This window comes from Allostreptomyces psammosilenae (assembly GCF_013407765.1).
In the GTDB taxonomy this organism is placed as follows: Bacteria; Actinomycetota; Actinomycetes; order Streptomycetales; family Streptomycetaceae; genus Allostreptomyces; species Allostreptomyces psammosilenae.
In genome coordinates this window covers 2,246,478-2,271,995 of record NZ_JACBZD010000001.1, presented here as the reverse complement: position 1 = coordinate 2,271,995, position 25,518 = coordinate 2,246,478, and the positions used below count along the sequence as shown (strand labels likewise).

Here is a 25,518-nt window from a genome sequence, read left to right as displayed (position 1 = left end):
CACCCCTCATGTATTCGTGGGCCGCCCGTGGCCCGGCCAGGCCCCCGGGGCCCGTTCCTTGGGCCAGCTGTCCGTCAATGCCCCATGGCGAAGCCGCCGCTGACCGGGATCACCGCGCCGGTGACGAACCCGGCGGCCTCGCTGGCGAGGAACTGCACCACGCCCGCCACGTCCTCCGGCGTTCCGGTGCGGCCCAGCGGGGTCATCTGGATGACCGCCTCCCTGCGGGCCTGGCTGACCCCGCTGACCATGTCGGTCTCGATGGCGCCGGGGGTCACCACGTTCGACGTGATGTTCCGGCTGCCCAGCTCCCAGGCGAGCGAGCGGGCGAAGCCGACCAGACCGGCCTTGGAGGCCGCGTAGTTGGCCTGCCCGGCCGCGCCCATCAGGGCGACCGCCGAGGAGACGAAGATCAGACGCCCCCAGCGGGCGCCGAGCATGCCGCCGGCCGCGCGCCGGGCCATCCGGAACGCCCCGGTGAGGTTGGTGTCCACCACGTCCAGGAAGTCCTGGTCCTCCATCTGGAGGAGCAGCATGTCCCGGCTGACCCCGGCGTTGGCCACCAGCACCTCCACCGGGCCGTTGACCCGCTCGGCCTCGTCGAAGGCCGACTCGATGGTCTCCGGCCGGGACAGGTCGCAGTGGACGCCGAGCAGGCCGTCCGGCGGCTCGCCGGTGCGGTAGGTGACGGCCACCCGGTCCCCCGCCTTGACGAAGGACTGGGCGATCGCCAGTCCGATGCCCCGGTTCCCACCGGACACCAGAACTGAACGGTTCATTTCACACTCCTTGCGGCTCGGGCGCCCGGGCCGGCCGACGCGCGGTCGGCCGGCCCGGCACGGTTCGGCCCGTCGTCAGACGGCGGAGTCGAACACGATGACGGCGTTCTGGCCGCCGAAGCCGAACGAATGGGTGGACGCCGCCCGGATCGGCACGGGCCGGGCCGCGCCGGCCACGACGTCCACCTCGATCTCCTTGTCCTGCTGCTCCAGGTTGGCGGTCGGGGGCACCTCGCCGTGCTCCAGCGCCAGGACGGTGTAGACGGACTCCAGCGCCCCGGCGGCGCCGAGCGCGTGGCCCACCACGCCCTTGGTGGAGGTGACCGCGACCCGGTCGCCGTAGACCCGGCCGATCACCCGGCCCTCCGTCAGGTCGTTGAGCGGGGTGGAGGAGCCGTGCGCGTTGACGTGGTCGATGTCGCCGGGCGCGAGGTCCGCGTCGGCCAGCGCCATCCGGATCGCCCGCTCCGCGCCGGCGCCGGACGGATCCGGAGCCGACAGGTGGTAGCCGTCCGCGGAGGCGCCGTAGCCGGCGAGCCGCGCCCGCCGGCGGGCGCCCCGGGCCCTGGCGTCCTCGGCCCGTTCCAGGATCAGCACGCCCGCGCCCTCGGCGGCGACCATGCCGTCCCTCCCCGCGTCGAACGGGCGGCAGGCGGCGGCCGGGTCGTCGGTCCGCTTGGACAGCGCGCCCATCTGGTGCAGCGCGCTCATGCTCATCTGGGTCAACGGCGCCTCCGCACCGCCGGCGACCACGACGTCGCACGCGCCCGACCGCAGCAGCATCCGCGCCGTGCCCAGCGCCGTGGGGCCCGAGGCACAGGCGGTGGCCGTCACCAGGTTGGGGCCGAAGGCGCCCAGGTGGATGGCGAGGTAGCCGGCGAGCATGTTCATCGGAGCCGTCACGCCGACCAGCGGGGAGACCCACTCGTGGCCTTCCTTGACGAAGGTGACGTACTCCCGCTCCATGGTGCCGGCACCCCCGTTGGAGGTGCCCATCACCACGCCGACGCGCGCGCCGTCCCAGGTCTTCGGGTCCAGTCCGGCGTCGGCCAGCGCCTCGTGCGCCGCGACGATGGCCAGCTGGGTGGTGCGGTCGATGCGGCGGGCCTCCTGCCAGCCGATCAGGCCGTCCACGTCGTACTCCGGCACCCGGCAGGAGATGTCGACCGGAAGGCCGGCCAGCTCGGGGTCGGTGGCCACCGCCGACCGCCCCGAGCGGACGCCCCGCCAGTTCTCCTCGGTGCCGATCCCGGCCGCGGAGACCGCGCCCAGGCCGGTGACCACGATGTCGGGGCCGTGTGCCGGCCGGGTCATGACGCGGGGACCTCGGCCTCGGCCACCTTCTTGCCGATGAGCTCGGCCACGTCGCCCACGGTGAACTCGATGCTGATCTCGCCCGCGGAGAAGACCGCGCCGTACTTCTTCTTCACGACCATGCCCAGCTCGACGGTGCCGAGGGAGTCCAGCCCGAGCTCGGACAGGCGGGCCCCGGCCGACAGCTTGGCGGCCGGGACGCGGAAGCGCTCGCCCAGGGTCGAGATGAGGAACTCCTGGATGTCGGTGGTCTGCTCGCTCACGTGTTCCTCCGAGTGATGTTGGGTGTCTCGGGACTTTCCCGACGTCGGGCTCAGTGCTCAGGCCAGCGAGATCTCGGGCCACCGCAGCAGGGTGGAACCCCAGGTGGCGCCGGCGCCGAACGCGGTGAGCAGCACACGGTGTCCGGGGCGCAGCGCGCCCTCGCGCACGGCCTCGGTCAGCGCGATGGGGATGGTCGCCGCGACCGTGTTGCCGGTGTGGTCGATGTTGATGTACATGCGCTCGGGCTCGATGCCGAGCTCGTGGCCGACGGCCTCCAGGATCCGGCGGTTCGCCTGGTGACCGACCACCAGGTCCACCTCGTCCGGCTTCCAGCCGGCCTCCTCCAGCACCTTGGTGGAGGACTCGGACATCCGGGTCACGGCGTTGACGAACAGCTCCCGGCCCTGCATCACCAGGTGGGCGCGGTCGTCGAGGGCCCAGCCGTCGGCGCGGGCCCGGGAGCCGCCGCCGGGGACCAGCACCAGGTGGGCGAGGTCGCCGTCGCTGCCGAGGTCGAAGCCGCCCAGGCTGCCCGGCTCGTCGTCCTCGCCGGCCCGCAGCACCACCGCGCCGGCGCCGTCGGCGAAGATCGGCGCCGTGTTGCGGTCCTTGGGGTTGAGGTAGAGGGAGGCGGTCTCCGCGGCGATGAACAGGATCCGCTCGGCCTGGCCGGTGCGGATCAGGCTGGAGGCGGTGGCGAGGCCGTAGAGGAACCCGGAGCAGGCCGCCGCCAGGTCGAAGGCCGGCACGCCGCCCAGGCCCAGCCGGCTGGCGACCGCGGGGGCGCTGCTGGGGGCGAAGTGGTCGGGCGACTGCGTGGCCAGGATGACCAGGTCGATGTCGTCGGAGCCGTAGGACTTCAGCGCCTCGGCGCCGGCCTCCACGGAGATGTCCGAGGTGGACTGGCCCTGCACCCAGCGGCGCTCGCTGATGCCGGTGCGGGTGGAGATCCACTCGTCGCTCAGCCGCAGGTCGGCGAAGTGCGCGTTGGGCACCACGCGGGGCGGCAGGTACGCCGACAGACCGGCGAGGACGGCTGCACGGGCCACGGTCAGGACTCCTCTTCGACGACGTCGGCGGTGCCGAGCTTGATCCCGGTGAGGGCGGCGACCTGGGGGATCGCCTCGGCGGCGGTGGTGAACTCGACCGCACGCCAGCCGGCGCCCTCCGCGCCGGCGCAGTTGCGCGCGAGGTCGTCGACCAGCAGGCACTGCTCCGGCGGGACCTGGGCGACGCCGGCGGCCACCTCGAAGATCTCCTTGGAGGGCTTGCGGCAGCCGACCTCGTAGGACAGGACCAGGCCCTCGAAGAGGCCCTCCGGCGGCACCATCCGGCGCCAGTGCCGGTCCCAGGTGGGCACCATGTTGGACAGCAGGCCGACGAAGACGCCCTCGGCCCGCAGGGCGCGCAGGGCCTGGAGCCACTCGGTGTTCACCGGGCGGTCGGTGAACCAGTACTCGCCCGGGTCACCGAGGTCGATCTCGACCCCGTGGTCCCGGGCCAGCACCTGCTCGACCTGGCGGGCCCAGTCCAGCTCGCTGACCATCGGGGTGTCCAGCGGTTCCATCGGGTCGGTGGTGCCGTAGGTCCTGGTCACCTTGGTCACCGCGTCCAGCCACTGGTCGGGCCGCAGGCCGACCCGCTGGCAGAAGGCGACCGTCGTCTCGTCGTTCGACGACGTCAGCACGCCCCCGAAGTCGGTCCACACGGCACGCACGGTGCCGTCGGCGTTCAACGCCATGAGCGCTCCCCGTCACTAGTCGTCAGCAGGCGCACCCGAGCCCGTTCGGCCCCGCCCTGCGTGAACTCGATCTCCACCGGGAGGACCCGGCCGACGTCCGCGTCGTCCTCCGGCTTGCCCGCTCGGGCGCGGACGACGACGTCGTCGTCCAGTTCCAGGAACTGCTTGAAGCCCGCTTCCAGACCGACCACGGTGGTGTTCACCGCGGGCTCGCCCTCCGCCGCGGCGGCCAGCGCCCCCGCCTGGATGGCGGCCTCGGTCAGCACCATCCCGGTGTAGTGGTCGAGCGGGTGGTCGAAGTACGTCGGGTGCCGACCCGAGACGGCGAGACGGGCCTGGAGCGCGCCGTCCTCGGTGGTGTGGCAGTCGGCCAGCACGACGTTGCGCGGATCCCTCCGCCCCACCAGGTAGGGCACGACGAGGCCGCCCACCGTCTCCGGCAGCGTGGTCGACAGCGGCGGGGTGCCGGTGCGCCCGGCGGCCCGCATGAACTCGTACTCCTCGTTGGTCACGTACCGGGTGACGCTGTCCCCGTGGCCGACGCGCTCCCCGCCGATCGCCATGGCGAAGGTGTGCCGCAGACCGCGCACCTCGCCGCCCCGGGAGGTGGTCACCTCCGTGCCGACGGTGATGGTCAGCTCGGTCGGCCGCTCGCCGACCAGCAGCGGCGCGGTGTTGGTCAGCCGGGCCGAGGTGTCCATCATCAGGAAGGTCCAGTCGAACGGCACGCCGTGCCGTTCGTGGGCCACGATGGTGGCGGCCTGCCGGCAGCACTCGGTCAGCAGCGGCAGGGTGTACCGCGGCGGCCCGCTGGCGTGGTCCAGGAAGTAGGCGTGGGACATCGGCAGCTGCGCGCCGACCAGGAAGGTCGAGGAGTCCACGTCCCGCAGGTCGGTGACGAAGACCTCGTTGACCGCACGCCGATGTACGAGAGATCGCTTGACCGTGCGTTCGAAGCTGAGTTGATGCTCCTGCACGAGGGGACCGGCTACCGCTTCAACCGTCATCGGTGAGCCCTCTCTGAGATCAGACGCGTTCGTTCCCTGGCCCGGTCAGCGTGGCACCCGGGCCCCGAATACCACCGGGGGTTCGAACAGATGTCGCGGCCACCTTTGCCAGAGTCTCGCCAGAGCCCCCGGGTGCCCGGCGGGCCCCGGGGCGCCGCGCCGGGCCGCCGCGCGATGCGGTAGGAATAGGGGGTGCGACCCGATCTGACCCGACCGAACGCCAGCTACCTCGCCCTGGGCGACTCCTTCACCGAGGGCCTGCACGACGAGGTGGGCCCGCTCGGCCGGCACCGGGGCTGGGCCGACCGGGTCGCCGACGCGCTCGCCGCCCACCACGGGGGGTTGCGCTACGCCAACCTCGCCGTGCGCGGCCGACTGCTGGACCAGGTGGTCGCCGAGCAGCTGCCCGTGGCGCTGCGCCGGGCGCCGGAGCTGGTGTCCTTCCACGCGGGCGGCAACGACGTGCTCCGCCCGCGGGTCGACGTGGACGCGGTGGTCGCCCGGTACGAGGCGGCCGTCGGACGGCTGCGCGCCCGGGGCGGCGCCGTGCTGCTGTTCACGGTCATCGAGCGGGCCGGCGGCAGCGGCCGCACCGCGGAGCGCCTGGCGGCCCGGTTCGCCCGGTTCAACGCGTCGGTGCGCGCGGTGGCCGAGCGCCACGGCTGCCTGCTGGTGGACGCCGCCGCGCACCCCGTCTTCACCGACCGCCGGCTCTGGCACGAGGACCGCCTGCACCTCGGGCCCGCCGGGCACGCCCGGATGGCCGCGGCCGTGCTGGAGGCGCTGGAGGTGACGGAGCCCGCACTGCTCGGCGGTGAGCCGGGCTGGTGGCGCCTGCCGCTGGCCGCCGCCGGCCCCCGCGACCGTGGCGCGGACCTGGCGGCGGACCTGCTGTGGGTCCGCCGCCACCTGCTGCCCTGGGTCGGGCGCCGCCTGCGCGGGGTCTCCAGCGGGGACGCCCTGCTGCCCAAGCAGCCCGAGCCGATCCACCTGGCGCCCCCGGTGCTCCCGCCGCCCGCGCGCCCCACCTCCACGGCCACCACCGACTGAGCCACCTGCCCTGACCGACCCGCGCCTACCCCCCAGGCGTGTGCGCCGGGGGGCCCGCCGGCATCTGGACCGAGGAGCGACAAGCGAAGGGAGGTGGGCCCCTCCTTGCCGGAGGCGGGCAAGGAGGGAGACCGGAGCGCCGGAGCGACGAAGGGCCCCTGCTGCCCGAAGGCGGGCAAGGAGGGCGAAGATGGCGGCTAAGGGGCCCGGAGGCGCACACGCCTAAGAGACACAGCGAGCGCCCCCGCGGCGACGAGGCCGACGCCGGCCATGCCGAGCACCCCGGCGGTCAGGCTCCCCGCGGCGGCGGCCGCCGACACCAGCAGCGGTCCGAGGGCGTTGCCGGAGTCCGCGCACAACCGCCAGGCGGACAGGAACGCCGCGCGACCGCGCCGGGGGGAGACGTCGGCGCCGATCGTCATCAGCAGCCCGCTGCCCATCCCGTTGCCGAAGCCCAGCAGCATCGCCACCACGGCGAGCCCGGTGAGCGAGTCGGTGAGCGGCAGCAGGGCGTGCCCGGCGCCGAGCAGGAGCATCGAGGGCACCCCGACGGCCAGCCTGCCGAAACGATCCATCAGATAGCCGGCCGGATAGAACAGCAGCATGTCGACCGCCGCGGAGACGCCGAAGACCACGCTGACCGTGGCCGCGTCCACCTGCATCTGGTCGGCCCACAGCGGCAGCACCGCCTGCCGGCTCGCCCGCACCGCGCCGACCATGACCACGGCCACCCCGAGGGTCGCCAGCACCCGGCGGTAGGACCACAGCACCGAGCGCAGCGTCGGCTCGCTCCCCGCCCCGCCCCCGCCCCCGTCTCCGTCCCCGCCCCCGGCGCCCGGCTCCGCCGCGTCCCCCGCCGGTGTCGGCGTCGCCGGCGGCGGCAACGGCCGCACCACCAGCACCACCACGGCCGCCGCCAGCGAGGCGGCGAGCGACACCCAGAACGCCGACCGCACGTCGCCGCCGGCCAGCACCAGCGCGCCGGCGAACGGGCCGAGGAACACCCCGATCCGGGCCACCCCGCCCAGCGTGGACATCGCCCGGGCCCGCAGCCGCGCCGGCACCACCTCGGTCAGGTAGGACTGCCTGGCCAGCGCGAAGGTGGCCTCGCACATCCCGTACACCGCCACGCACACCGCCAGCAGCCCCACCCGGCCGGCCAGCGCGCACCCGGCGACGGCCGCCGCCGCCACCAGCGCGGCCCCCAGCATCGCCCGGCGCTCCCCGAACCGGGCCGCCAGCACCCCCGCCGGCAGCGTCCCGGCGATCCGCCCCACGCCCAGCAGCACCACCACCAGCCCGGCGGTGCCGACGGAGGCCCCGAGGTCCCGCGCCGCCAGCGCCACCACCGGGGCCGCCGCGCCCTGGCCGATCTCGAAGACCAGCGTGGGACCGAACGCCGACGGCGCGATCCGGCGCAGCGACACCTGCGCGGCCGGCGCGCCGTCCTCGGTGCGGGCGGGGGAGACGGGGGTCGACCGCGCGGGCGGGGGCGGATCCGGCTGGGATTCCACGGGCGGGTCCTCGATCGGGTCGGTGCTCCGACGCGCCGCGGACGCGTCGGCGACGACTCCCCGCCACACGCCCACGGGCACCGGCGGAACGGGTCCTTCCAGGCCACCCCAGCCTAGATGTGTGATGCAACCGTCTTCCAGGGGGCGGCGGGGAGCGGACATGGATCGGCCGGGGCCGGGTAGTCGCCGCGTGATGCCGACCCGGAGGACGGAGAGGACTGTGTGCGGACTCAGCGGCGAGATCAGGTTCGACGGCCGACCAGCGGACACCGCGGCCGTGGAACGGATGTCGGGCGCCCTGCGGCGCCGTGGGCCGGACGGCGGAGGGGCCTGGTCGGAGGGACCCGGCGGCCCGGTCGCCCTGGCCCACCGCCGGCTCAGCATCATCGACCTGTCCGAACGCGGCGCCCAGCCGATGGTGGACGAGGACGGCGGCCTGGTGGCCGTGTTCAACGGGTGCGTGTACAACTACCGGCCGCTCCGTGACGAGCTCGCCGCGGCCGGCCACCGCTTCACCTCCACCAGCGACACCGAGGTGCTGCTCAAGGCGTACCGGCAGTGGGGCGAGGACTTCGTCGACCACCTCGTCGGCATGTTCGCCGTGGCCATCGTGGACCGGCGCACCGGGCGGCTGGTGCTCGCCCGCGACCGCCTCGGCATCAAGCCGCTCTACCTCGCCGAGACCCCCGGCCGGCTCCGCTTCGCCTCCAGCCTGCCCGCCCTGCTGCGCGCCGGAGACGTGGACACCGACATCGACCCGGTCGCGCTGCACCACTACCTGACCTGGCACGCCGTCGTCCCCGCCCCGCGCACCCTGCTGCGCGGCGTGCGCAAGCTGCCCCCGGCGACGGTCCGCGTCGTGGAGGCCGATGGCCGCAGCAGGGAACGCCGCTACTGGCAGCCGGAGTACACCCGGGACCCGGCGCACGCCGCCATGGGCGCCGACGAGTGGCGCGAGGCCGTCCACGACGCGCTGCGCACCGCGGTCGAGCGCCGCCTGGTCGCCGACGTGCCGGTGGGCGTGCTGCTCTCCGGCGGCCTGGACTCCAGCCTGATCGTGGCGCTGCTCGCGGAGGCCGGCCAGCACGGCCTGCGCACCTTCAGCATCGGTTTCGAGGAGGCGGGCGGCGAGCGGGGCGACGAGTTCCAGTGGTCCGACATCGTCGCGGAGCGCTTCGGGACGGCCCACCACCGCATCCACATCGGCGGCGACCGGCTGCTCCCGGCGCTGGACGACGCCGTCACGGCGATGAGCGAGCCCATGGTCAGCCATGACGCCGTCGCGTTCTTCCTGCTGTCGCAGGAGGTGTCCCGGCACGTCAAGGTGGTGCAGTCCGGGCAGGGCGCCGACGAGGTCTTCGCCGGATACCACTGGTATCCGCCACTGGCCGGGCTGGACCGCGGGGAGACCGTGGACGCCTACGCCCGCGCCTTCTTCGACCGCGACCACGCCGGCGTCGCCGGGGTCGTCAACCCGGAGCACCTGTGCGACCACGACGCCAGCCGGGAGTTCGCGGCCGCCCACCTGACCGCGCCCGGCGCCGAGACCGCCCTGGACGCCGCCCTCCGCCTGGACACCCACGTGATGCTGGTGGACGACCCGGTCAAGCGGCTGGACAACATGACCATGGCCTGGGGCCTGGAGGCCCGCGTGCCGTTCCTGGACACCGACCTGGTGCAGCTCGCGGCCCGGATGCCACCGGAGCACAAGCTGGCCTCCGGCGGAAAGGGCGTGCTCAAGGACGTCGCCCGCACGGTGCTGCCCGCCGAGGTCATCGACCGCCCCAAGGGCTACTTCCCGGTGCCGGCCCTGAAGTTCCTGCGCGGACCGGTGCTGGAACGGGTCCGCGAGGCGCTGACCGCCCCCCAGGCCAAGCAGCGCGCGCTGTTCCGCCCCTCCTACGTCGACGACCTGCTGGCCCGGCCCAACGAGGAACTGACACCGCTGCGCGGCAACAAGCTGTGGCAGCTCGGCCTGCTGGAGATGTGGCTCCAGGCCCAGGACGTGCGGTGAGGGAGGCGACCCGCGTGAGCGCGACCCAGGAACCCGGAACCCACGCCCAGCACCGGGCGACACTCCCCGACGCCGGCGCCCCGGCACCCGCACCCACCCCGCCCCCGGCCCGCGACGTCGTGCTGGAGTGCGGATGGGGGCGGCTGGTCTTCGGCCACACCTTCGCCGACCTGGCCGCGGTGCTCGACGCGCTGCGGGTCGAGGCGGCCGGGCACCGCGACATCTGCATGTACGTCACCGACCCGCACGTACTGGTCTCGCAGGCCCCCGACCAGCTGTTCGTCGACCCCTCCTACACCTACCGGCTGCGGCTGCGCGACGAGGTCGGCGCCGCCACCGGACCGCGCCCGGCCCCGGCGGCCCCGCCCGACGACACCGGGGTGCTGGTCCGCCCGGTCGCCAGCCCCGAGGACGTGGCGGAGACCAACCGCATCTACGCGGCCTGCCGCATGGTCACCGCCGACCCCGACCAGGTGTGGAAGAACCGGGAGGACGCGACCTTCCACTACCTGGTCGCCGAGGACCGGCGCAGCGGCGCCGTGGTCGGCACCGTCACCGGCGTCGACCACGTGCGGGCCTTCGGCGACCCGTACGGCGGGTGCAGCCTGTGGTGCCTGGCCGTCGACCCGCAGACCACCCTGCCCGGCGTCGGCAGGGCGCTGGTGTGCGCCCTGGTCGAGCACTACCGCGCCGCCGGCCGCGACCACCTGGACCTGTCGGTCCTGCACGACAACGCCCCGGCCATCGCGCTGTACCACAAGCTCGGCTTCGAGCGGGTGCCCGTCTTCTGCGTGAAACGGAAGAACCCGATCAACGAGCCGCTGTTCGCCGGTCCCCCGGACGCCGCGTTCGAACGGTTGAACCCCTACGCCCGGGTGATCGCCGACGAGGCGCGCCGGCGCGGCATCGCCGTGGAGGTCCTCGACCCCGAGTGGGGCGAGATGCGCCTGGCGCACGGCGGGCGCCGGATCGTCACCCGCGAGTCGCTCTCCGAGCTGACCACGGCGGTGGCGATGAGCCGCTGCGACGACAAGCGGGTCACCCGGCGCATCCTCGCCGAGGCCGGCCTGCGGGTGCCCCGGGGCCGCACCGCCGGGGAGGAACCCGGCGAGGAGGACCTGGCCTTCCTGGAGGAGGTCGGCGAGGTCGTGGTCAAACCCGCCCGCGGCGAGCAGGGACGCGGCATCACGGTCGGCGTCCGCGACCCGGACGAGCTGCGCCGGGCGGTCCGGGCGGCCCACGCGCACTGCCCCGACGTGCTGCTGGAGGAGCTGGCCCACGGAGAGGACCTGCGGGTGGTGGTGATCGGCCACGAGGTGGTGGCCGCGGCGGTGCGGCGGCCGGCGCACGTCGTCGGCACCGGCCGGCACACCGTCCGGGAACTGGTGCGCGCGCAGAGCCGGCGCCGCGCGGCGGCCACCGGCGGGGAGTCCCGCATCCCGCTGGACGAGGACACCGCCGCCACCGCGCGGGCCGGGGGCTACGAGATGGACGACGTGCTGCCGCGCGACGTCGAACTCGCGGTGCGCCGCACCGCGAACCTGCACACCGGCGGCACCATCCACGACGTGACCGCCGACCTGCACCCGGTGCTGGCCGAGGTCGCGGTACGGGCCAGCCGGGCCATCGACATACCGGTCACCGGGCTCGACCTGCTGGTGCCGGCGGTGGACGAGCCGGAGTACGTGCTGATCGAGGCCAACGAGCGGCCGGGCCTGGCCAACCACGAACCGCAGCCGGTGGTGCAGCGCTTCGTCGACCTGCTGTTCCCCAGCACCCGGGCCACGCCGTGGTCCGCCGCGCCGTCCCGCCCCCGGGCCGCCCCGCACGACCACCGCGCCGGCTGACCCCGGCCCGCCGCCCGCGCCGCGCCGCCCGGCGGCCCACCCCCGTGCCCGTCCCCACGCCACCCGGCTAGGAGCGCACCCGCATGACCCCGCCCCCCATCGACACCGACTACCTGCGCGACACCCTCATGGACCTGCTGCTCACCCCCAGCCCCTCCGGGCGCACCGGGGCGGTGATGCAACTGATCGGGGAGCACATCGCCGCCCTGGGCCTGCCCATGTCGGTGACCCGGCGCGGCCTGCTGCGCACCACCCTGCCGGGCGACCGGTCCGACGTCGGCCGCGCGGTGGTGGTGCACGCCGACACCATCGGGTGCATGGTCAAGCGGCTCAAGGACAACGGCCGCCTGGAGGTGGTGCCGGTCGGCACGCACAGCGCCCGGTTCGCCGAGGGGGCGCACGTGACGATCTTCCTGGACGACCTGGACCGCCGGTACACCGGAACGGTGCTGCCGCTGATGGCCAGCGGGCACACCTACGGGGACGAGGTGGACACCCAGGGCGTCGGCTGGCCGCTGGTGGAGATCCGGGTGGACGAGCCGGTCACCAGCGCGGCCGACCTCGTGGCGCTCGGCATCCAGGTGGGCGACTTCGTGGCGCTGGACGCCGCGCCGCAGCTCACCCCCGCCGGATACGTCAAGTCCCGGCACCTGGACGACAAGGCCGGGGTGGCGGCGCTGCTCGCGGCGGTCAAGGCGGTGCGCGCGGCGGGGCGGTCGCTGCCGGTCGACGCGCACCTGCTGGTCACCGTCGGCGAGGAGATCGGCATGGGCGCCACCCACGGCCTCGACGACACGGTGGCCGAACTGGTGGCGGTGGACAACGCGGTCATCGCGCCGGGGCAGCGCTCCAGCGCGTTCGCCGCGAACATCGCGATGATGGACTCGACCGGCCCGTTCGACTACCACCTGACCCGCCGGCTGATCCGGCTGGCCGAGGAGCACGGCATCCCGGTCCGGCGGGACATCTTCAACCACTACCGCAGCGACGCGGCACCGGCGATCGAGTCCGGCCTGGAGTGCCGGGCGGCGCTGGTCGGCTTCGGCGTGGACGCCAGCCACGGCCACGAGCGCACCCACCTGGACGGGCTGGTGCGGGTGGCCGAACTGCTCGCGGTCTACCTGACCTCGGAGCTGACCTTCCGCCAGTTCGACCTCACCGCGGAGGGCTCCCTGGAGGACTTCCCCAGCGTGTCGGTGCAGCCGGCCGAACCGGAACCGCTGCTGCCCCCGCGCGAGCGGAACGGCTGACCGGCGCGGGGCCGCAGCCGAGCGTGCCCCCGGCCGACCCGCGGTCTCAGCCCATGCCGGCGCGCATGCCGTCCCGGCAGGTGCTGGCCATCGGAGCGTTCGGATCCCACATGCCGACCGCCTCGCCCCAGGCGCACAGCTCCTCCGGGTCGACCTGCGGCGCGGGCCCCGGGGTGGGCGCCGGCGCGGCGCCACCGCCGGAGGAGGCGGAGGGGCGCTGCGCGGTCGGCGGACGCGGCGTGGGCGGCGGCTTCGCCGGGGACTGGGGCGGCGCGGCGGGCCGCTGCTCCTCCCGGTCGTGGTCCGCGGAGCCCTGGCCGCCGCCGGCCGTGGCCGGGCCCGACCGCGGGGCGGACGGCCCGGCCGGGGCGCCGGCTCCCGAGGAGGAGGGGCCCGCCGTCTCGTGGGCGACCGGGCCGCCGCCCTCCTCGCCCGGTGCGGCGGAGGCCCGGTCCGGAACGGTCATCAGCTCCACGTGCGCGGTGCCCTCCTGCCGGGTGACCTCGCCCTGCGGGGTCGGGGAGGCGGCGCCGGCCGGCACGGAGGCGTCGGTGGCGGTGGGCTCGTCGCCCCCGGGGGCCGGGCCGGGGCCGCCCGGGGCGTCGTCCACCTGGTAGCACCCGCTCATCGCCACCACACACCCCGCCATCAGCGTCACCCACCGTAGCCGCATCCCTGAGCCGTCCTCTCGTCGCCGCCCCGACAGCACCGGCGGGGCGTTCCCGTGCTGCCAGGGACAACGAGCGTCCGGCCTTCCGGAGACGGTCGCTCCACCGGACGGCGGTCAGGCGGCGGCCGAGCGTTCCGGCCCTTCGGGCGGGACGACCAGGCAGAACTCGTTGCCCTCGGGATCGGCGAGGACGGTCGTCACCCAGCCGTCCTCGTCGAAGGGGCCGCGCAGCCGGGTGGCGCCGATCCGGAGCAGCCGGTCCAGCTCGCCCTCGGCGCCCGGCACGCGCAGGTCCAGGTGCATCCGGTTCTTGCCGTCCTTGGGCTCGGGCACCCGCTGCAGCAGCAGCTCCGGGCCGCGGCCCAGGGGATCCAGGAGGGAGACGTACTGGGCGGCGGGACCGTCGCCCTGGCGCCGGTAGCGCAGGGCGGCGGCCCAGAAGGCGGCGAGCCGGTCCGGATCGGCGCAGTCGAGTACACAGACGAGTCTCATGCGCCACCTCCTACCACGCGCGGGCGCGGGTCAGGCGGGTCAGGCGGCTCCGGCGGCCCCGCCGCCGCGGCGGCGCGGTTCGGCCACCGCCATGACGCCCCGGCCGTCGCCGAGGAACTCCAGGGCGGAGGCGGCACCGATCTCCGGGGTGGCGGCGAAGGAGTGGCCGAGGGCGGTCAGGCCCTCCGCGACCGGCGAGGCCAGCGCCTCCGGCTCGCCCTGCGTGGTCGCGTTGTTCCGCTGCGACCAGCGCGGCGCGGCCATCGCGTCCGGCAGGGACAGGCCGCGGTCGAGCCGGTCGGTGAGCAGCTGGAGCACCGTGGTGATGATCGTCGCGCCGCCGGGGGTGCCGCAGGCCAGCAGGGGCCGGCCGCGCTCGGTCACGATGGTCGGCGCCATCGAGCTGCGCGGCCGCTTGCCCGGCGCCGGCAGGTTGGGATCCGGCACCCCCTCGAAGAGCGGGGCGAAGGAGAAGTCGGTCAGCTCGTTGTTCAGGATGAAGCCGCGGCCCGGCACCGTGATGCCCGACCCGCCGGTCTGCTCGATGGTCAGGTTGTAGGCGACCACGTTGCCCCAGCGGTCGGCGACCACCAGGTGGGTGGTGGAGCGGCCCTCGTACGGTTCGCCGGCCGCGCCCACCCCGGCCGGGGGGCAGGCCGAGAGGTCGTCGGTGGGATCCCCCGGCGCCACCGGCGAGGTGAGCGCGCGGTCCGGGGAGATCAGGCAGGCCCGCTCGGCGGCGTACTCGTCGGAGAGCAGCTCCTCGCGGGGGACCTCGACGAACTCCGGGTCGCCGACCCAGCGGTTGCGGTCGGCGAAGGCCAGCCTGCAGGCCTCCAGGTACAGGTGGCGGGCCGTGACCTCGTCCGCCGCCGCGAGGTCGAAGCGCTCCAGGATGTTCAGCGCCTCGCCGACCGTGCTGCCGCCGGAGGAGGAGGACGCCATGCCGTACACCTCGCGCCCGCGGTAGCGGATCCGGGTCGGGTCGCGCCGCAGCACCCGGTAGCGGGCGAGGTCGCCGTCGGCCAGCAGGCCGGGACGGACCGAGTCGCCCGGGGCCACCGGCGGGCGCGCGGCGGTGCGGGCCACCTCGGTGCCCAGCCGCCCGCCGTACAGCCAGCCCACCCCGCGGCGGGCGATGGTGCGGTAGGTGGCGGCCAGGTCGGGGTTGTACATCCGGCTGCCGACCTCGGGCAGCCGCCCGCCGGGCAGGAACAGCTCCACGGTGTCCGGGAAGCGGCGGAAGCGCGCCTCGTTGTCCGCGGTCTGCTGCCGGAAGGTCGCGTCCACCACGAAGCCCTCCTCGGCCAGCCGGGCCGCCGGCTCCAGGGCCCGGGCGAGGCTGAGGGAGCCCCACAGCTCCAGCGCGGTGGCCCAGGTGAGCAGGGTCCCGGGCACGCCGACCGACAGGCCCGAGGTGACCGCCTCCGCGAACGGTACCGGCCGGCCGGTGGCCGGGTCCAGGAAGGAGTCGCGGCGCATCCGGGCCGGGGCGGTCTCCCGGCCGTCGAGGGTGCGCACCCGCCCGGTGCGGCCCTCCAGGAAGACGAAGTACCCGCCGCCGCCCAGCCCGCAGGAGTAGGGCTCGGTGACGCCCAGGGCCGCGGCGGCGGCCACCGCCGCGTCCACCGCGTTGCGGCCGGCGGCCAGCAGCTCCACCGCGATCCGGGTCGCGTCCGCGTCCACGGTGGCCACCACGCCGGCCTCGCCGACGGCCACGGTGCCCGCCCCGGGGGCGGCGACCGGGGTGGTCCGGGTCGTCGTCGCGCCGGGGGCCGGCGGCGCCGAGGCCCGGGCGGCGGGGGCTCCCGCCCCGATGACGGCACCGGCGCCGAGGGCGCCGGTGCTGGTCAGGAAGGTGCGGCGACGAAGCGGACCGGTCATGAGCTCCCCTGGGGACGTCCGGACAAGCCGCAGGCCACGCTGTCACATGCCCGCCCGGGACGAAAGGGGGCGTAAGGCCCTGCTACGGGTGCCTTCCGGGCAGATCGACCGCCCGGGGGACCGGCGGGAAGTTGGCCGCTATGTGCCAGACCCCTTAGGGCCCGGCGTCCTCGCCCGACATAATCCGGTGATCGCACGTCGGACGATCGCACCGCCGCCCGTCCGGCGGGTGGCGGGCCCAACACACCATGGGGAGGCCCACCCGTGTTCGTGGACATGCCGCTGGCCCAGCTGCGCGAGTACCGCCCGGAGCGCTCCGAGCCCGCGGGCTTCGACGCCTTCTGGGAGCGGACGCTGAAGGAGGCGCGCGGCCACGCGCTGGCTCCCGCGTTCACCGAACTCGGTGACACCCACCTGGCCTCGGTACGGGTCCACGACGCCTCCTTCGCCGGCTTCGGCGGCCACCGGATCGGCGGCTGGCTGCTGGTGCCGGCCGGGGCCGCCGAGCCGCTGCCGTGCGTGGTGCAGTACATCGGGTACGGCGGCGGGCGGGGCCTGCCGCACGACTGGCTGCTGTGGCCGGCGGCCGGCTACGCGACGTTCGTCATGGACACCCGCGGGCAGGGCGCCGGCGGCTGGTCGGGCGGTGGCACCCCCGACCCGACGCCCGGCAGCGGCCCGGAGACGCCCGGCAAGCTGACCCGCGGCGCCCTGGACCCGGACGAGTACTACTACCGCCGGCTCTACACCGACGCCGTCCGCGCCGTGGAGGCGGCCCGCTCGCACCCGGCGGTCGACGGCGGGAGGATCGTGGTGACCGGCGGGAGCCAGGGCGGCGGGATCGCGCTGGCCGCCGCGGCGCTGGCGGACGGCGTGCGCGCGGCGATGATCGACGTGCCGTTCATGACGCACGTGCGGCACGCGGTGGAGATCACCGACGACGAGCCCTACGGCGAGCTGAGCCGCTTCTTCCGCTCACAGCCGCACCTGGTGGACACCGTGCTGGACACCATCGACCACGTCGACGGCCTGAACATGGCGGCCCGGGCCACCGTCCCGGCGCTGTTCTCGGTGGCGCTGCGCGACCCGATCACCCCGGCCTCCACCGTCTTCGCGGCCTACAACCACTACGCCGGCCCCAAGGACATCCGGGTGTGGCCGTACAACGGTCACGAGGGCGGCGGTGCCCACCAGAAGACCGAGCAGCTGCGCTGGCTCGCGGAGCTGCCGCTCTCCTGACGGACCGACACCCCGTCCCGGGCGGGCGGGCACCGCAGCCCGAAGCGGGCGGCCGCGCGGCGCGGCCGCCCGCTTCGGGCTGGCCGGATCTGGACGATCCGGCCCCCCGGTGAGCGAAAGCGCTTTCTCCCGGTCAGGGCTACTGTCGCGGTACGCATCCGCCGCGAAATTGAAAGGTTGTCCGCCGGGACACCAGCCGTCTTGTCCGGATCGATAAAAACCCGTGGTGTCTGACCCGTTGACGTCCCAGGAACCTCTCTTTAACGTTTCAACGCAAGCGCTTGCCCTCACTCGCAGTGACCAGCGCCTCATTCCGTATCTCCGAAGGGACCAAGCCATGCGTCCTCGCATCCTCTCCTCCACCCCGGCCGCCAGACGCCGGATCCGGTCCGCCGGCGCCGGCCTCGCGGCGATCGTGGTGCTGGGTGCCACGGCCGCCTGTGGTGGGGGCAGCGGCAGTGACGACGGCCGGGTCACCCTGCGTTACTCCTGGTGGGGCAACGCCGACCGTGCGGAGCTGATGCAGCAGGCCATCGACCTGTTCGAGCAGCAGAACCCGAACATCGACGTCCAGCCGACGTTCTCCGAGTACGAGGCGTACTGGCAGAAGCTGGCCACCGAGTCCGCCGGCGGCGGCGCCCCCGACGTCATGCAGATGGACGTCTCCTACCTGCGCGAGTACAGCGACAAGAACGTGCTGCTCGACCTGGCCTCCGGCGAGGCCGCCGCCAACCTCAACACCGACGACTTCCGCGGCGGCCTGGCCACCGCCGGTGAGATCGACGGCCAGCTCTTCGGCGTGCCGGTCGGCGGCAACACCTTCACCCTGGTCTACAACCCGGCGGCCTTCGAGGAGGCCGGCGCGCCGGCCCCGGAGGCCGGGTGGAGCTGGGAGCAGTTCTGGCAGACCTACGAGACGTTCGGCCCCGACGCCGAGGTCAAGGCGGGCGCCGACTACACCGGCATCATCTGGGTCCTGGAGCTGCAGCTGCGCCAGCAGGGCGCCAGCCTGTTCACCGAGGAGGGCGAGCTGGGCTTCACCCGGGAGCAGTTCAAGGAGTACCTGGAGCAGGGCGAGCGGCTGCGCCAGGACGGCCTCGCCGTCGACCCGCAGAAGATCGTCGAGGTCAAGCCGATCTCCCCGCTCGGCTCCGGCCTGGACGCCTCCGAGTTCACCTGGGACAACTTCCTGGTCCGCTTCGCGGGTGAGACCGACGCCGAGCTGGAGCTCGCGCCGGTGCCCACCTTCGACCCGGCCAACACCGGCCAGTACCTCAAGCCGTCGCTGATGCTCTCGGCCTCCGCCCGGACCGAGCACCCCGCCGAGGCGGCCAAGCTGATCGACTTCCTGATCAACGACGTCGAGGCCGGGAAGATCCTCGGGGCCAACCGCGGCCTGCCGGCCACCAACGCCCAGTTCGAGGCCGTGGAGCTGGAGGGCGTGGACGCCGCCGTCGCCGCCTACGAGGAGTCGGTCGCCGACGCCCTGCAGCCCGCGCCGCCCGTGCCCCCGGCCGGTGCCGGCTCCATCGAGGCGCTGCTGCTGCGCGTCACCGAGGACCTCTCCTTCGGCGAGATCTCCGTGGACGAGGCGGTCGACCAGTTCTTCAGCGAGGCCGAGGACATCCTGGCCCGCTGACGGGCGTCATCACGTCTGCCCCCGGTGCCGCCGCCCGGCGCCGGAACCATCGAAGCCGCCTTCCTGAGGATCCACGAGGACCCGTCGTTCGGCACCATCACGGTGGACGAGGCGGTCGACCAGTTCTTCACCGAGGCGGAGCAAGCACTCTCCTCATGACGACCGGGAGGAGCCACCTCGTGGCACAGACCCAGCTCTCAACGGAGGCGCCCCCCGACGGGCGGCGCCCGACCGGGGCCAAGGAGGCCAAGCCCGCGTCAGGCGCGCGGCGCGGCTCCCGCTCCGGCTCCACCAGCCGCGACACGCTCGCCGGCTACCTGTTCCTGTCGCCCTGGTGCATCGGCATGCTGCTGCTCACGCTCGGCCCGATGCTGGCGTCGCTGTACCTCTCCTTCACCGACTACGACCTGTTCACCACGCCGGAGTGGGTGGGTCTGGAGAACTACACCACCATGTTCTCCGACGAGCGGTGGCTCCAGTCGGTGCGGGTGACCCTCGGCTACGTCCTGATCGCCACCCCGCTGAAGCTGATCGCGGCCCTCGCGGTCGCCATGCTGCTGGTGCGCCCGCGCCGGGGCCAGGGCTTCTACCGCTCCGCCTTCTACGCCCCCTCGCTGATCGGTGCCAGCGTCTCCATCGGCATCGTGTGGCGGGCCCTGTTCTCCGACGACGGCGCGGTCGACAGCACCCTGTCGCTGGTGGGCCTCGGCAACGACGGCTGGGTCGGCGACCCGCAGCTCTCCCTGTGGGTCCTGGTGGCGCTGTCCATGTGGCAGTTCGGCGCCCCCATGGTCATCTTCCTCGCCGGCCTCAAGCAGATCCCGCGCGACCTGTACGAGGCCGCCTCGGTGGACGGCGCGGGCTGGTGGCGGCAGTTCCGCTCCATCACCGTCCCCATGCTCTCGCCGATCGTCTTCTTCAACCTGCTGCTGGAGACGATCCACGCCTTCCAGGTGTTCACCTCGGCCTTCGTGGTCAGCAACGGCACCGGCGGCCCCGCCGGCTCCACGATGTTCTACACGCTGTACCTGTACGAGCGCGGCTTCGAGGACTTCCGCATGGGCTACGCCTCCGCGATGGCCTGGATGCTGCTGCTCGGCGTCGGCCTGGTGACCCTGGTGCTGTTCCGCACCTCCAACGCCTGGGTGCACTACTCGGGAGATGAGTCTCGGTGACCGCAACGATCGAACAGGCCGCCCCGGGCGGCGCTTGGAACCCGACGCGGCGCCGCCGCACCACCGGGTCCGTCATATGGCACGTCGCCGCCCTGGCCGCTCTCGCCGTGGTGCTCTACCCGGTGTTCTGGCTGGTGAGCGCGTCGTTCAAGCCCTCGGACGACATCATCGGCAACCTCCAGCTGCTGCCGACCTCGCCCACGTTCGACAACTACTCCAGCGCGGTCGAGGGCATCGCCGGCGTCCCGGTGCTGACCTTCTTCCGCAACTCGCTGATCATCGCGGTGGGCTCGGTCGTCGGCACGGTGATGTCCGCCTCGCTGGCCGCCTACGCCTTCGCCCGCATCCGCTTCCGCGGCCGCGGGGTCCTCTTCGCGATGATGATCGGCACCCTGCTGCTGCCGTTCCACGTGCTGATGATCCCTCAGTACATCATCTTCCAGCGGCTGGAGCTCATCAACACGTTCGTGCCGCTGCTGCTCGGCAAGTTCCTGGCCACCGAGGCGTTCTTCGTCTTCCTGCTGGTCCAGTTCATGCGCGGCCTGCCCCGCGAGCTGGACGAGGCGGCCCGCATCGACGGCTGCGGCCACGTGCGGATCTTCTGGTCGATCATGCTGCCGCTGATGCGGCCCGCGCTGATCACCGCGTCGATCTTCTCCTTCATCTGGAGCTGGAACGACTTCCTCGGGCCGCTGCTGTACCTGAACGACCCGAACACCTTCCCGCTGTCGCGGGGCCTGCAACTCTTCATCGACCAGCAGAGCAACTCCGACTACGGCGCCATGATCGCGATGTCGATGCTCGCGCTGCTGCCGGTGATGCTGTTCTTCCTCGCCTTCCAGCGGTACCTGGTCGACGGGGTGGCCACCGAGGGACTGAAGGGCTGAGACGACCATGGCCGACGCCGCCGCACAGCACACCCCCCGATCCCGCGCCCGCGGCACCGCCCGCGACGCGGCCGACTCCCCGCGCGCCGGGCGGAGCCGGGAGAGGTTCGCGCTCTTCGCCGAATGCCTGCTGGCCGGGGTGTGGCTGACCGTGGCGGCGCTCGGCGTCGTCACCGCCCTGCCCGCCCTGGCCGCGGCCTGCGGCCACCTGCGCCGCCACCTCGAGGCCCGGCCCGCCGGGATGCGCCAGTTCCTCGCCGACCTCGGCGCGGCGCTGCGCACCGGGTGGAAGGTGGGGCTCGCGCTGCCGGTCCTGCTGGCGGTGCTGCTGCTGAACGTGGCGATCGCCCGCTCCGGCCTGCCGGGCGGGTCGGTCGTCGCGGTGCTGACCTGGGCGGGGGTGGCGGCGGCGCTGGTCGTCGCGATCCGCGCCGCGGCCTCCTTCACCCCGGGGGCCCGGTGGCGGGACCTGCTGGCCGACGCCGGCCGGCGGGCCGTCGTCACCGACCCGGGCGGCTCGCTGCTGCTGTTCGGCGGCCTGGCCGTCACGGTCGTCGCGGCCGGCCAGATGCTGCCGTTGGTCGCCCCGGCCCTCGGCTGCCTGGCGGCCGCCGCGGTGGCGGTGGAGCGGCGCCTGGGCCGATAGCGGCGGACGCAGCGGCGGAGAAACACTTCCGCCGGCCGCGGTGAAAAATCCCCGCGGCCGGCGGAATCATCGTCCCTGCTCCGTGCTCCGGAGGGGCCGGAATTCTTCAGGACGGATAACGCTGGAACCGGCTGGTGTCGATCGTGAATCCGAGGGGCTCCGGAAGCTGGATCGGAATTCCGAACTCCCGGGTCTCCCGCTCCACGTATTCACCGTTCTTCGGCTTGGACAGCAGCGTCCAGGTGCCCTCGCGGGGATTCACGATCAGGTAGTTCGCAATTCCGCCCTCGGCGTACAGGGCGGGCTTCACCTCCACATCCCGCCGGAAGTTGCTCTCGGAGCAGATCTCCACGGCCAGACGCAGCATTCCGGCGTGAATCTCCCGCACGCCCCGGAGGTCGAGGTCGTTGTCGAAGACGATCACGTCCGGCTCCGGCCGGTCGTCGCGGTGGTCGAAGCGGACGCCGTGCGCGATCAGGCAGTCGAAGCGCGCCACCGGGACCTGTTGGGCGATCAGCATCCCGATGCGGTCGTGCAGCGCCAGGGCGCTGGCCTGCATGATGATCTCGCCGCCGATGTACTCCACCCGCACTCCTTCCGGAAAGTCGAAGGACTCGAAGATCTCCAGCAGCCGGTTGTCGGGCACGGTCATGGTCGGGGCACCTCGGGTCGCCAGGGGAGTATCGTATCGGAGCGATCACTCTGGGTTATTATCGGATCATTCGCACCACCGCCGCCTCGCCCGCCGGAACGGTCAGGGTGCCGGTCACCGGCGTGCCGGTGAGCAGCTCGGCGCCCTCGGCCGGGACCTCGGCGGGGGTGTCGGTGTGGTTCAGGACGAAAAGGTACTCCGCGTCGGCGCCGGTGCGCCGGACCACCTCGACGCCGGGGCGGGTCGGAGCGGCGGGGGTGACGCCGGCCTCCTCCAGGAGGCGTCCGACCAGCGCGTCGGTGGCCTCCTCGGCCAGGCGGGTGGCCACGTACCAGGCGGTTCCGTCGCCGTGCCGGTGGCGGGTGACCGCCGGCGTGCCGGGCAGCGGGCCGTCCAGGTAGCGGGTCACCGCCTCGGCGCCGGCCAGGTGCAGCGCCTCCGTCCACACGTCCGCCTCGGTGCCGTCGTCCAGCCGCACCCGCTCGCCCTCCAGCAGCGGGTGGAACTCCTCGGTGCGCACCCCCAGCAGCTCCCGGTAGGCGCCCGGGTAGCCGCCGGGCCGCACGTGGTCGTTCTCGTCCACGATGCCGCTGAAGTAGGTGACCAGCGCCGTGCCGCCGGCCGCGACGAACTCCGCCAGGCGCGCCGCGTCCGCGTTGGCGACCGTGTACAGCGTCGGCACCAGCACCAGCCGGTACCCGTCCAGGTCGGCGCCCGGGTGGACGAAGTCCACCGTCACCCCGCGCTCCCACAGGGAGCGGTACAGGTCGTGCAGGCGGTCCAGGTAGCGCACGTCCACCGAGGGGTGGGAGTCCAGCTCCACCGCCCACCAGGCCTGCCAGTCGAACACCATGGCGACCTCGGCGCGCACGGTGCTGCCGCGCACCTCGGCCAGGCGGTCCAGGTCGCCGCCGAGCCGGACGGTCTCCCGCCACACCTTGGTGTCGGTGCCGGCGTGCGGCAGCATCGCCGAGTGGTACTTCTCGGCGCCGGCCAGGGAGGCCCGCCACTGGAAGAACATCACCGCGTCGGCGCCCCGCGCCACGTGCGACAGGCTGTTGCGCCGCAGCTCACCGGGGTCCTTGGCGCGGTTGCGGGGCTGCCAGTTCACCGCGCTGGTGGAGTGCTCCATCAGCATCCACGGCCGGCCGCCGGCCAGCGACCTGGTCAGGTCGGCGCTGAACGCCAGCTCCTGGTGCGCCCGCGGGTTGGCCGCCTCCAGGTAGTGGTCGTTGGCGATCACGTCCATCTCGCCGGCCCAGGACCAGTAGTCCATGTCCCGCACGTTGTCGGCGACCATCAGGTTGGTGGTGACCGGCACGTGCGGGGTCACCTCCCGCAGCACCGCCTTCTCCAGCCGGTAGTTCTCCAGCAGCTCGTCGCTGGAGAACCGGCGGAAGTCCAGGGCCTGCGTGGGGTTGCCGATCGCCGGGTTCTGCCGCGGCGGCAGCACCTCGGCGAAGTCCCCGTACGCCTGCGACCAGAAGCGGGTGCCCCAGGCCCGGTTCAGCTCCTCCACGGTGCCGTAGCGCCGCCGCAGCCACCGGCGGAACGCCTCGGCGCTGACGTCGCAGTAGCAGTGCGCGTTGTGGCAGCCCAGCTCGTTGCCCACGTGCCAGACCGCGAGACCCGGGTGCTCCCGGTACCGCTCGGCGATCGCCCTGGTCAGCGCCAGCGCGTGCTCCCGGTAGACCGGCGAGGAGGGGCAGAACGCCTGACGGCCGCCCGGCCACAGCCGGGTGCCGTCGGCCCGCTCCGGCAGCATCTCCGGGTGCGCCCGGGTCAGCCAGGGCGGAGGGGAGGCGGTCGCCGTCGCCAGGCTCACCCGCACCCCGCCGGCGTACAGCTTGTCCAGCACCCGGTCCAGCCAGTCGAAGCGGAACTCGTCCGGTCCCGGCTGGAGCAGCGCCCAGGAGAAGATGCCGACGCTCACCAGGTCCACCCCGGCCTCGCGCATCAGCGCCACGTCCTCGTCCCACACCCGCTCGGGCCACTGCTCGGGGTTGTAGTCACCGCCGAACGACAATCCGCGGCCCCCGATCGGCCAGGAAAGCGAGTGCTGACTTCCATCCACCTCGGTGCTCAACGGTATCCTTTCCATGGTTTTCCCGGGCGGGGCGACCCGGGCATAATTCCCCGCGCGACGCTAGGGCCCGGCGGCGCCGATGTCAACGCGGGGAATTGTCCGCACCCAGCCGAAGTCATTCGTTGACGTGTACGCAATTGCCATGGTGCGATGTGCGTCAAAGCGCATTTCCGGGGCCAGACCGACGATTCATGCAGTGAGATTCATACAGCGACAGGATCAGCCGCCGACCCCGTCGGCGCCCGTCGGCCGCGGCCCGGTGGCCGCCGACCGAGGCCGGCGCACGGCGGGGGCGGCCGCCCGCGCGAGGACGGCGGTGGGGCAGCACACATGATCAGCATCAAGGACGTCGCCGAGCAGGCGGGGGTGTCGGTCGGCACCGTGTCCAACGTGATCAACCGGCCGAACCTGGTCTCGGCGGACACCCGGGGCCGGGTGCAGGCCGTGATCGACCGGCTGGGCTACGTCCGCAGCGAGTCGGCGCGGCAGCTGCGCATGGGCCGCAGCCGGATCCTGGCCCTGCTCGTCCTGGACATGGCCAACCCGTTCTTCGTCGACATGGCCCGCGGCGCCGAGAAGGCCGCCCGCGCCGCCGGCCTCGGCGTGATGCTCTGCAACAGCGCGCAGAGCGCCACCGAGGAGGCCGACTACCTCTCGCTCTTCGCCGAGCAGCGGGTGCGCGGCGTGCTGATCACGCCCGCGGACACCACCGGCCGGAACCTCGCCTCCTTCCGCCGCCGCGGCATCCCGTTCGTCTTCGTCGACCGGGTGGTGCCCTCCCACCAGGCATGCTCGGTCTCGGTCGACGACGTCGCCGGCGGCGAGCTGGCGGTCGGTCACCTGATCGCCGCCGGCCACCGCGCGATCGCCTACGTCAGCGGCCCCAGCCAGCTGCCCCAGTGCCGCGACCGGGAGGCCGGCGCCCGCGCCGCGGTCGCCGCCGCCGGGCTGCCGGCGGACGCCCTGACCGTGCTGGAGGTGGAGCGCCTCGACGTCGCCGCCGGGCGCGACGCCGGCGCCCGACTGCTCGGCCTGGCCGGCCGGCCCACCGCCGTCTTCTGCGCCAACGACCTGATCGCCCTCGGCGTCCTGCAGGCCATGTACGCGGCCGGGGTCTCCGTCCCCGGGGAACTGGCCATCGTCGGCTACGACGACATCGAGTTCGCCGCGGCGGCCGCCGTGCCGCTCACCTCGGTGCGCCAGCCGGCGGTCCAGATGGGCCGGCGCGCCGCCGAACTGCTCATGGAGGAGACCGCCGAGGACGCCGGCCCGCACACCCACCGCCGCGTGGTCTTCCCGCCCGAGCTGGTCGTGCGGGACTCCTCGCTCCGGCCGCCGGCCGAGGCCGGCCGCTGACCCCGCCCCACC

At 73.9% G+C, this 25,518-nt stretch carries 23 protein-coding genes; 11 read left to right on the top strand and 12 right to left on the bottom strand.

Features of this window, described 5'->3' with window-relative positions:
• Nucleotides 1-74: 74 nt before the first annotated feature.
• From fabG to FHU37_RS09215, 6 genes are all read right to left on the bottom strand, one after another.
• Nucleotides 75-779 (bottom strand): 3-oxoacyl-ACP reductase FabG, encoded by a 705-nt coding sequence (gene fabG, locus FHU37_RS09240; protein ID WP_179813735.1) that lies wholly within the window; start codon nucleotides 777-779, stop codon nucleotides 75-77.
• A gap of 75 nt (nucleotides 780-854) precedes the next feature.
• A complete protein-coding gene (locus FHU37_RS09235; RefSeq protein ID WP_179813734.1) occupies nucleotides 855-2,093 on the bottom strand; it encodes a beta-ketoacyl-[acyl-carrier-protein] synthase family protein in 1,239 nt (412 codons plus the stop codon).
• On the bottom strand, nucleotides 2,090-2,356 hold the full coding sequence (locus FHU37_RS09230; RefSeq protein WP_179813733.1) for an acyl carrier protein: 267 nt from the start codon (nucleotides 2,354-2,356) through the stop codon (nucleotides 2,090-2,092). The genes FHU37_RS09235 and FHU37_RS09230 overlap by 4 nt, the downstream gene beginning before the upstream one ends.
• Nucleotides 2,357-2,413: 57 nt before the next feature.
• Nucleotides 2,414-3,406, bottom strand: a complete 993-nt coding sequence (locus FHU37_RS09225) for a beta-ketoacyl-ACP synthase III (protein WP_179813732.1) — start codon at nucleotides 3,404-3,406, stop codon at nucleotides 2,414-2,416.
• Nucleotides 3,407-3,408: 2 nt separating this feature from the next.
• Nucleotides 3,409-4,098, bottom strand: coding sequence for an HAD family hydrolase (locus FHU37_RS09220; RefSeq protein WP_179813731.1), 690 nt, complete (start codon nucleotides 4,096-4,098; stop codon nucleotides 3,409-3,411).
• Nucleotides 4,089-5,075, bottom strand: a complete 987-nt coding sequence (locus tag FHU37_RS09215) for a ScbA/BarX family gamma-butyrolactone biosynthesis protein (RefSeq protein ID WP_179813730.1) — start codon at nucleotides 5,073-5,075, stop codon at nucleotides 4,089-4,091. Before FHU37_RS09215 ends, FHU37_RS09220 begins: the two co-directional genes overlap by 10 nt.
• A gap of 222 nt (nucleotides 5,076-5,297) precedes the next feature.
• On the opposite strand from FHU37_RS09215, the gene FHU37_RS09210 reads away from it, so the two are divergent.
• The gene (locus FHU37_RS09210; RefSeq protein ID WP_312892514.1) at nucleotides 5,298-6,155 is read left to right on the top strand and encodes an SGNH/GDSL hydrolase family protein; all 858 of its coding nucleotides are present in this window, start codon (nucleotides 5,298-5,300) and stop codon (nucleotides 6,153-6,155) included.
• 197 nt (nucleotides 6,156-6,352) lie between these two features.
• On the opposite strand, the gene FHU37_RS09205 is transcribed toward FHU37_RS09210, so the two are convergent.
• Nucleotides 6,353-7,669: an MFS transporter gene (locus FHU37_RS09205; protein WP_218903982.1), complete on the bottom strand. Its 1,317-nt coding sequence runs from the start codon at nucleotides 7,667-7,669 to the stop codon at nucleotides 6,353-6,355.
• Nucleotides 7,670-7,889: 220 nt separating this feature from the next.
• On the opposite strand from FHU37_RS09205, the gene FHU37_RS09200 reads away from it, so the two are divergent.
• The 3 genes from FHU37_RS09200 (at nucleotide 7,890) to FHU37_RS09190 (ending at nucleotide 12,780) form a co-directional block, all read left to right on the top strand.
• A complete protein-coding gene (locus FHU37_RS09200) occupies nucleotides 7,890-9,683 on the top strand; it encodes an N-acetylglutaminylglutamine amidotransferase (RefSeq protein WP_179813728.1) in 1,794 nt (597 codons plus the stop codon).
• A 14-nt stretch (nucleotides 9,684-9,697) separates the two neighbouring features.
• Nucleotides 9,698-11,530 carry an N-acetylglutaminylglutamine synthetase gene (gene ngg / locus FHU37_RS09195; protein WP_179813727.1) on the top strand — a complete coding sequence of 611 codons (1,833 nt, stop codon included), beginning with the start codon at nucleotides 9,698-9,700 and terminating at the stop codon, nucleotides 11,528-11,530.
• A gap of 83 nt (nucleotides 11,531-11,613) precedes the next feature.
• Nucleotides 11,614-12,780: an osmoprotectant NAGGN system M42 family peptidase gene (locus FHU37_RS09190; protein ID WP_179813726.1), complete on the top strand. Its 1,167-nt coding sequence runs from the start codon at nucleotides 11,614-11,616 to the stop codon at nucleotides 12,778-12,780.
• 46 nt (nucleotides 12,781-12,826) lie between these two features.
• Here FHU37_RS09190 and FHU37_RS09185 read toward each other — a convergent pair whose 3' ends face one another.
• The 3 genes from FHU37_RS09185 to ggt all read right to left on the bottom strand — a co-directional run bounded on the left by FHU37_RS09185 (nucleotide 12,827) and on the right by ggt (nucleotide 15,826).
• Entirely contained in the window at nucleotides 12,827-13,453 is a 627-nt protein-coding gene (locus FHU37_RS09185) for a hypothetical protein (RefSeq protein ID WP_179813725.1), read from the bottom strand.
• Nucleotides 13,454-13,564: 111 nt separating this feature from the next.
• Complete coding sequence (locus tag FHU37_RS09180; RefSeq protein WP_179813724.1) at nucleotides 13,565-13,942, bottom strand: VOC family protein; 378 nt, start codon at nucleotides 13,940-13,942, stop codon at nucleotides 13,565-13,567.
• 39 nt (nucleotides 13,943-13,981) lie between these two features.
• Complete coding sequence (gene ggt, locus FHU37_RS09175) at nucleotides 13,982-15,826, bottom strand: gamma-glutamyltransferase (protein ID WP_179813723.1); 1,845 nt, start codon at nucleotides 15,824-15,826, stop codon at nucleotides 13,982-13,984.
• A 264-nt stretch (nucleotides 15,827-16,090) separates the two neighbouring features.
• On the opposite strand from ggt, the gene FHU37_RS09170 reads away from it, so the two are divergent.
• From FHU37_RS09170 to FHU37_RS09150, 6 genes are all read left to right on the top strand, one after another.
• Nucleotides 16,091-17,065 carry an acetylxylan esterase gene (locus FHU37_RS09170; protein WP_179813722.1) on the top strand — a complete coding sequence of 325 codons (975 nt, stop codon included), beginning with the start codon at nucleotides 16,091-16,093 and terminating at the stop codon, nucleotides 17,063-17,065.
• Between the two features lie 337 nt (nucleotides 17,066-17,402).
• On the top strand, nucleotides 17,403-18,704 hold the full coding sequence (locus FHU37_RS09165) for an ABC transporter substrate-binding protein (RefSeq protein WP_179813721.1): 1,302 nt from the start codon (nucleotides 17,403-17,405) through the stop codon (nucleotides 18,702-18,704).
• A gap of 24 nt (nucleotides 18,705-18,728) precedes the next feature.
• A complete protein-coding gene (locus tag FHU37_RS28930) occupies nucleotides 18,729-18,863 on the top strand; it encodes a hypothetical protein (RefSeq protein ID WP_281394630.1) in 135 nt (44 codons plus the stop codon).
• Entirely contained in the window at nucleotides 18,860-19,879 is a 1,020-nt protein-coding gene (locus FHU37_RS09160) for a carbohydrate ABC transporter permease (RefSeq protein ID WP_179813720.1), read from the top strand. Before FHU37_RS28930 ends, FHU37_RS09160 begins: the two co-directional genes overlap by 4 nt.
• Nucleotides 19,876-20,766 carry a carbohydrate ABC transporter permease gene (locus tag FHU37_RS09155; RefSeq protein ID WP_376773913.1) on the top strand — a complete coding sequence of 297 codons (891 nt, stop codon included), beginning with the start codon at nucleotides 19,876-19,878 and terminating at the stop codon, nucleotides 20,764-20,766. Before FHU37_RS09160 ends, FHU37_RS09155 begins: the two co-directional genes overlap by 4 nt.
• A 7-nt stretch (nucleotides 20,767-20,773) precedes the next feature.
• A complete protein-coding gene (locus FHU37_RS09150; RefSeq protein ID WP_246449692.1) occupies nucleotides 20,774-21,412 on the top strand; it encodes a hypothetical protein in 639 nt (212 codons plus the stop codon).
• 106 nt (nucleotides 21,413-21,518) lie between these two features.
• On the opposite strand, the gene FHU37_RS09145 is transcribed toward FHU37_RS09150, so the two are convergent.
• Nucleotides 21,519-22,064, bottom strand: a complete 546-nt coding sequence (locus FHU37_RS09145) for a Uma2 family endonuclease (RefSeq protein WP_179813719.1) — start codon at nucleotides 22,062-22,064, stop codon at nucleotides 21,519-21,521.
• Between the two features lie 58 nt (nucleotides 22,065-22,122).
• Nucleotides 22,123-24,165, bottom strand: coding sequence for a beta-galactosidase (locus FHU37_RS09140; RefSeq protein WP_179813718.1), 2,043 nt, complete (start codon nucleotides 24,163-24,165; stop codon nucleotides 22,123-22,125).
• Between the two features lie 315 nt (nucleotides 24,166-24,480).
• Here FHU37_RS09140 and FHU37_RS09135 point away from each other — a divergent pair, with 315 nt between their 5' ends.
• Nucleotides 24,481-25,506 carry a LacI family DNA-binding transcriptional regulator gene (locus FHU37_RS09135; protein ID WP_179813717.1) on the top strand — a complete coding sequence of 342 codons (1,026 nt, stop codon included), beginning with the start codon at nucleotides 24,481-24,483 and terminating at the stop codon, nucleotides 25,504-25,506.
• Nucleotides 25,507-25,518 lie beyond the last annotated feature (12 nt).

Bases quoted from the DNA above. Each gene is read 5' to 3' on its own strand.
- fabG (WP_179813735.1), bottom strand. From the start codon at position 779: ATGAACCGTTCAGTTCTGGTGTCCGGTGGGAACCGGGGCATCGGACTG.
- FHU37_RS09235 (WP_179813734.1), bottom strand. From the start codon at position 2,093: ATGACCCGGCCGGCACACGGCCCCGACATCGTGGTCACCGGCCTGGGC.
- FHU37_RS09220 (WP_179813731.1), bottom strand. From the start codon at position 4,098: ATGGCGTTGAACGCCGACGGCACCGTGCGTGCCGTGTGGACCGACTTC.
- FHU37_RS09190 (WP_179813726.1), top strand. From the start codon at position 11,614: ATGACCCCGCCCCCCATCGACACCGACTACCTGCGCGACACCCTCATG.
- FHU37_RS09185 (WP_179813725.1), bottom strand. From the start codon at position 13,453: ATGCGGCTACGGTGGGTGACGCTGATGGCGGGGTGTGTGGTGGCGATG.
- FHU37_RS09180 (WP_179813724.1), bottom strand. From the start codon at position 13,942: ATGAGACTCGTCTGTGTACTCGACTGCGCCGATCCGGACCGGCTCGCC.
- ggt (WP_179813723.1), bottom strand. From the start codon at position 15,826: ATGACCGGTCCGCTTCGTCGCCGCACCTTCCTGACCAGCACCGGCGCC.
- FHU37_RS09165 (WP_179813721.1), top strand. From the start codon at position 17,403: ATGCGTCCTCGCATCCTCTCCTCCACCCCGGCCGCCAGACGCCGGATC.
- FHU37_RS09160 (WP_179813720.1), top strand. From the start codon at position 18,860: ATGACGACCGGGAGGAGCCACCTCGTGGCACAGACCCAGCTCTCAACG.
- FHU37_RS09150 (WP_246449692.1), top strand. From the start codon at position 20,774: ATGGCCGACGCCGCCGCACAGCACACCCCCCGATCCCGCGCCCGCGGC.
- FHU37_RS09145 (WP_179813719.1), bottom strand. From the start codon at position 22,064: ATGACCGTGCCCGACAACCGGCTGCTGGAGATCTTCGAGTCCTTCGAC.
- FHU37_RS09140 (WP_179813718.1), bottom strand. From the start codon at position 24,165: ATGGAAAGGATACCGTTGAGCACCGAGGTGGATGGAAGTCAGCACTCG.
- FHU37_RS09135 (WP_179813717.1), top strand. From the start codon at position 24,481: ATGATCAGCATCAAGGACGTCGCCGAGCAGGCGGGGGTGTCGGTCGGC.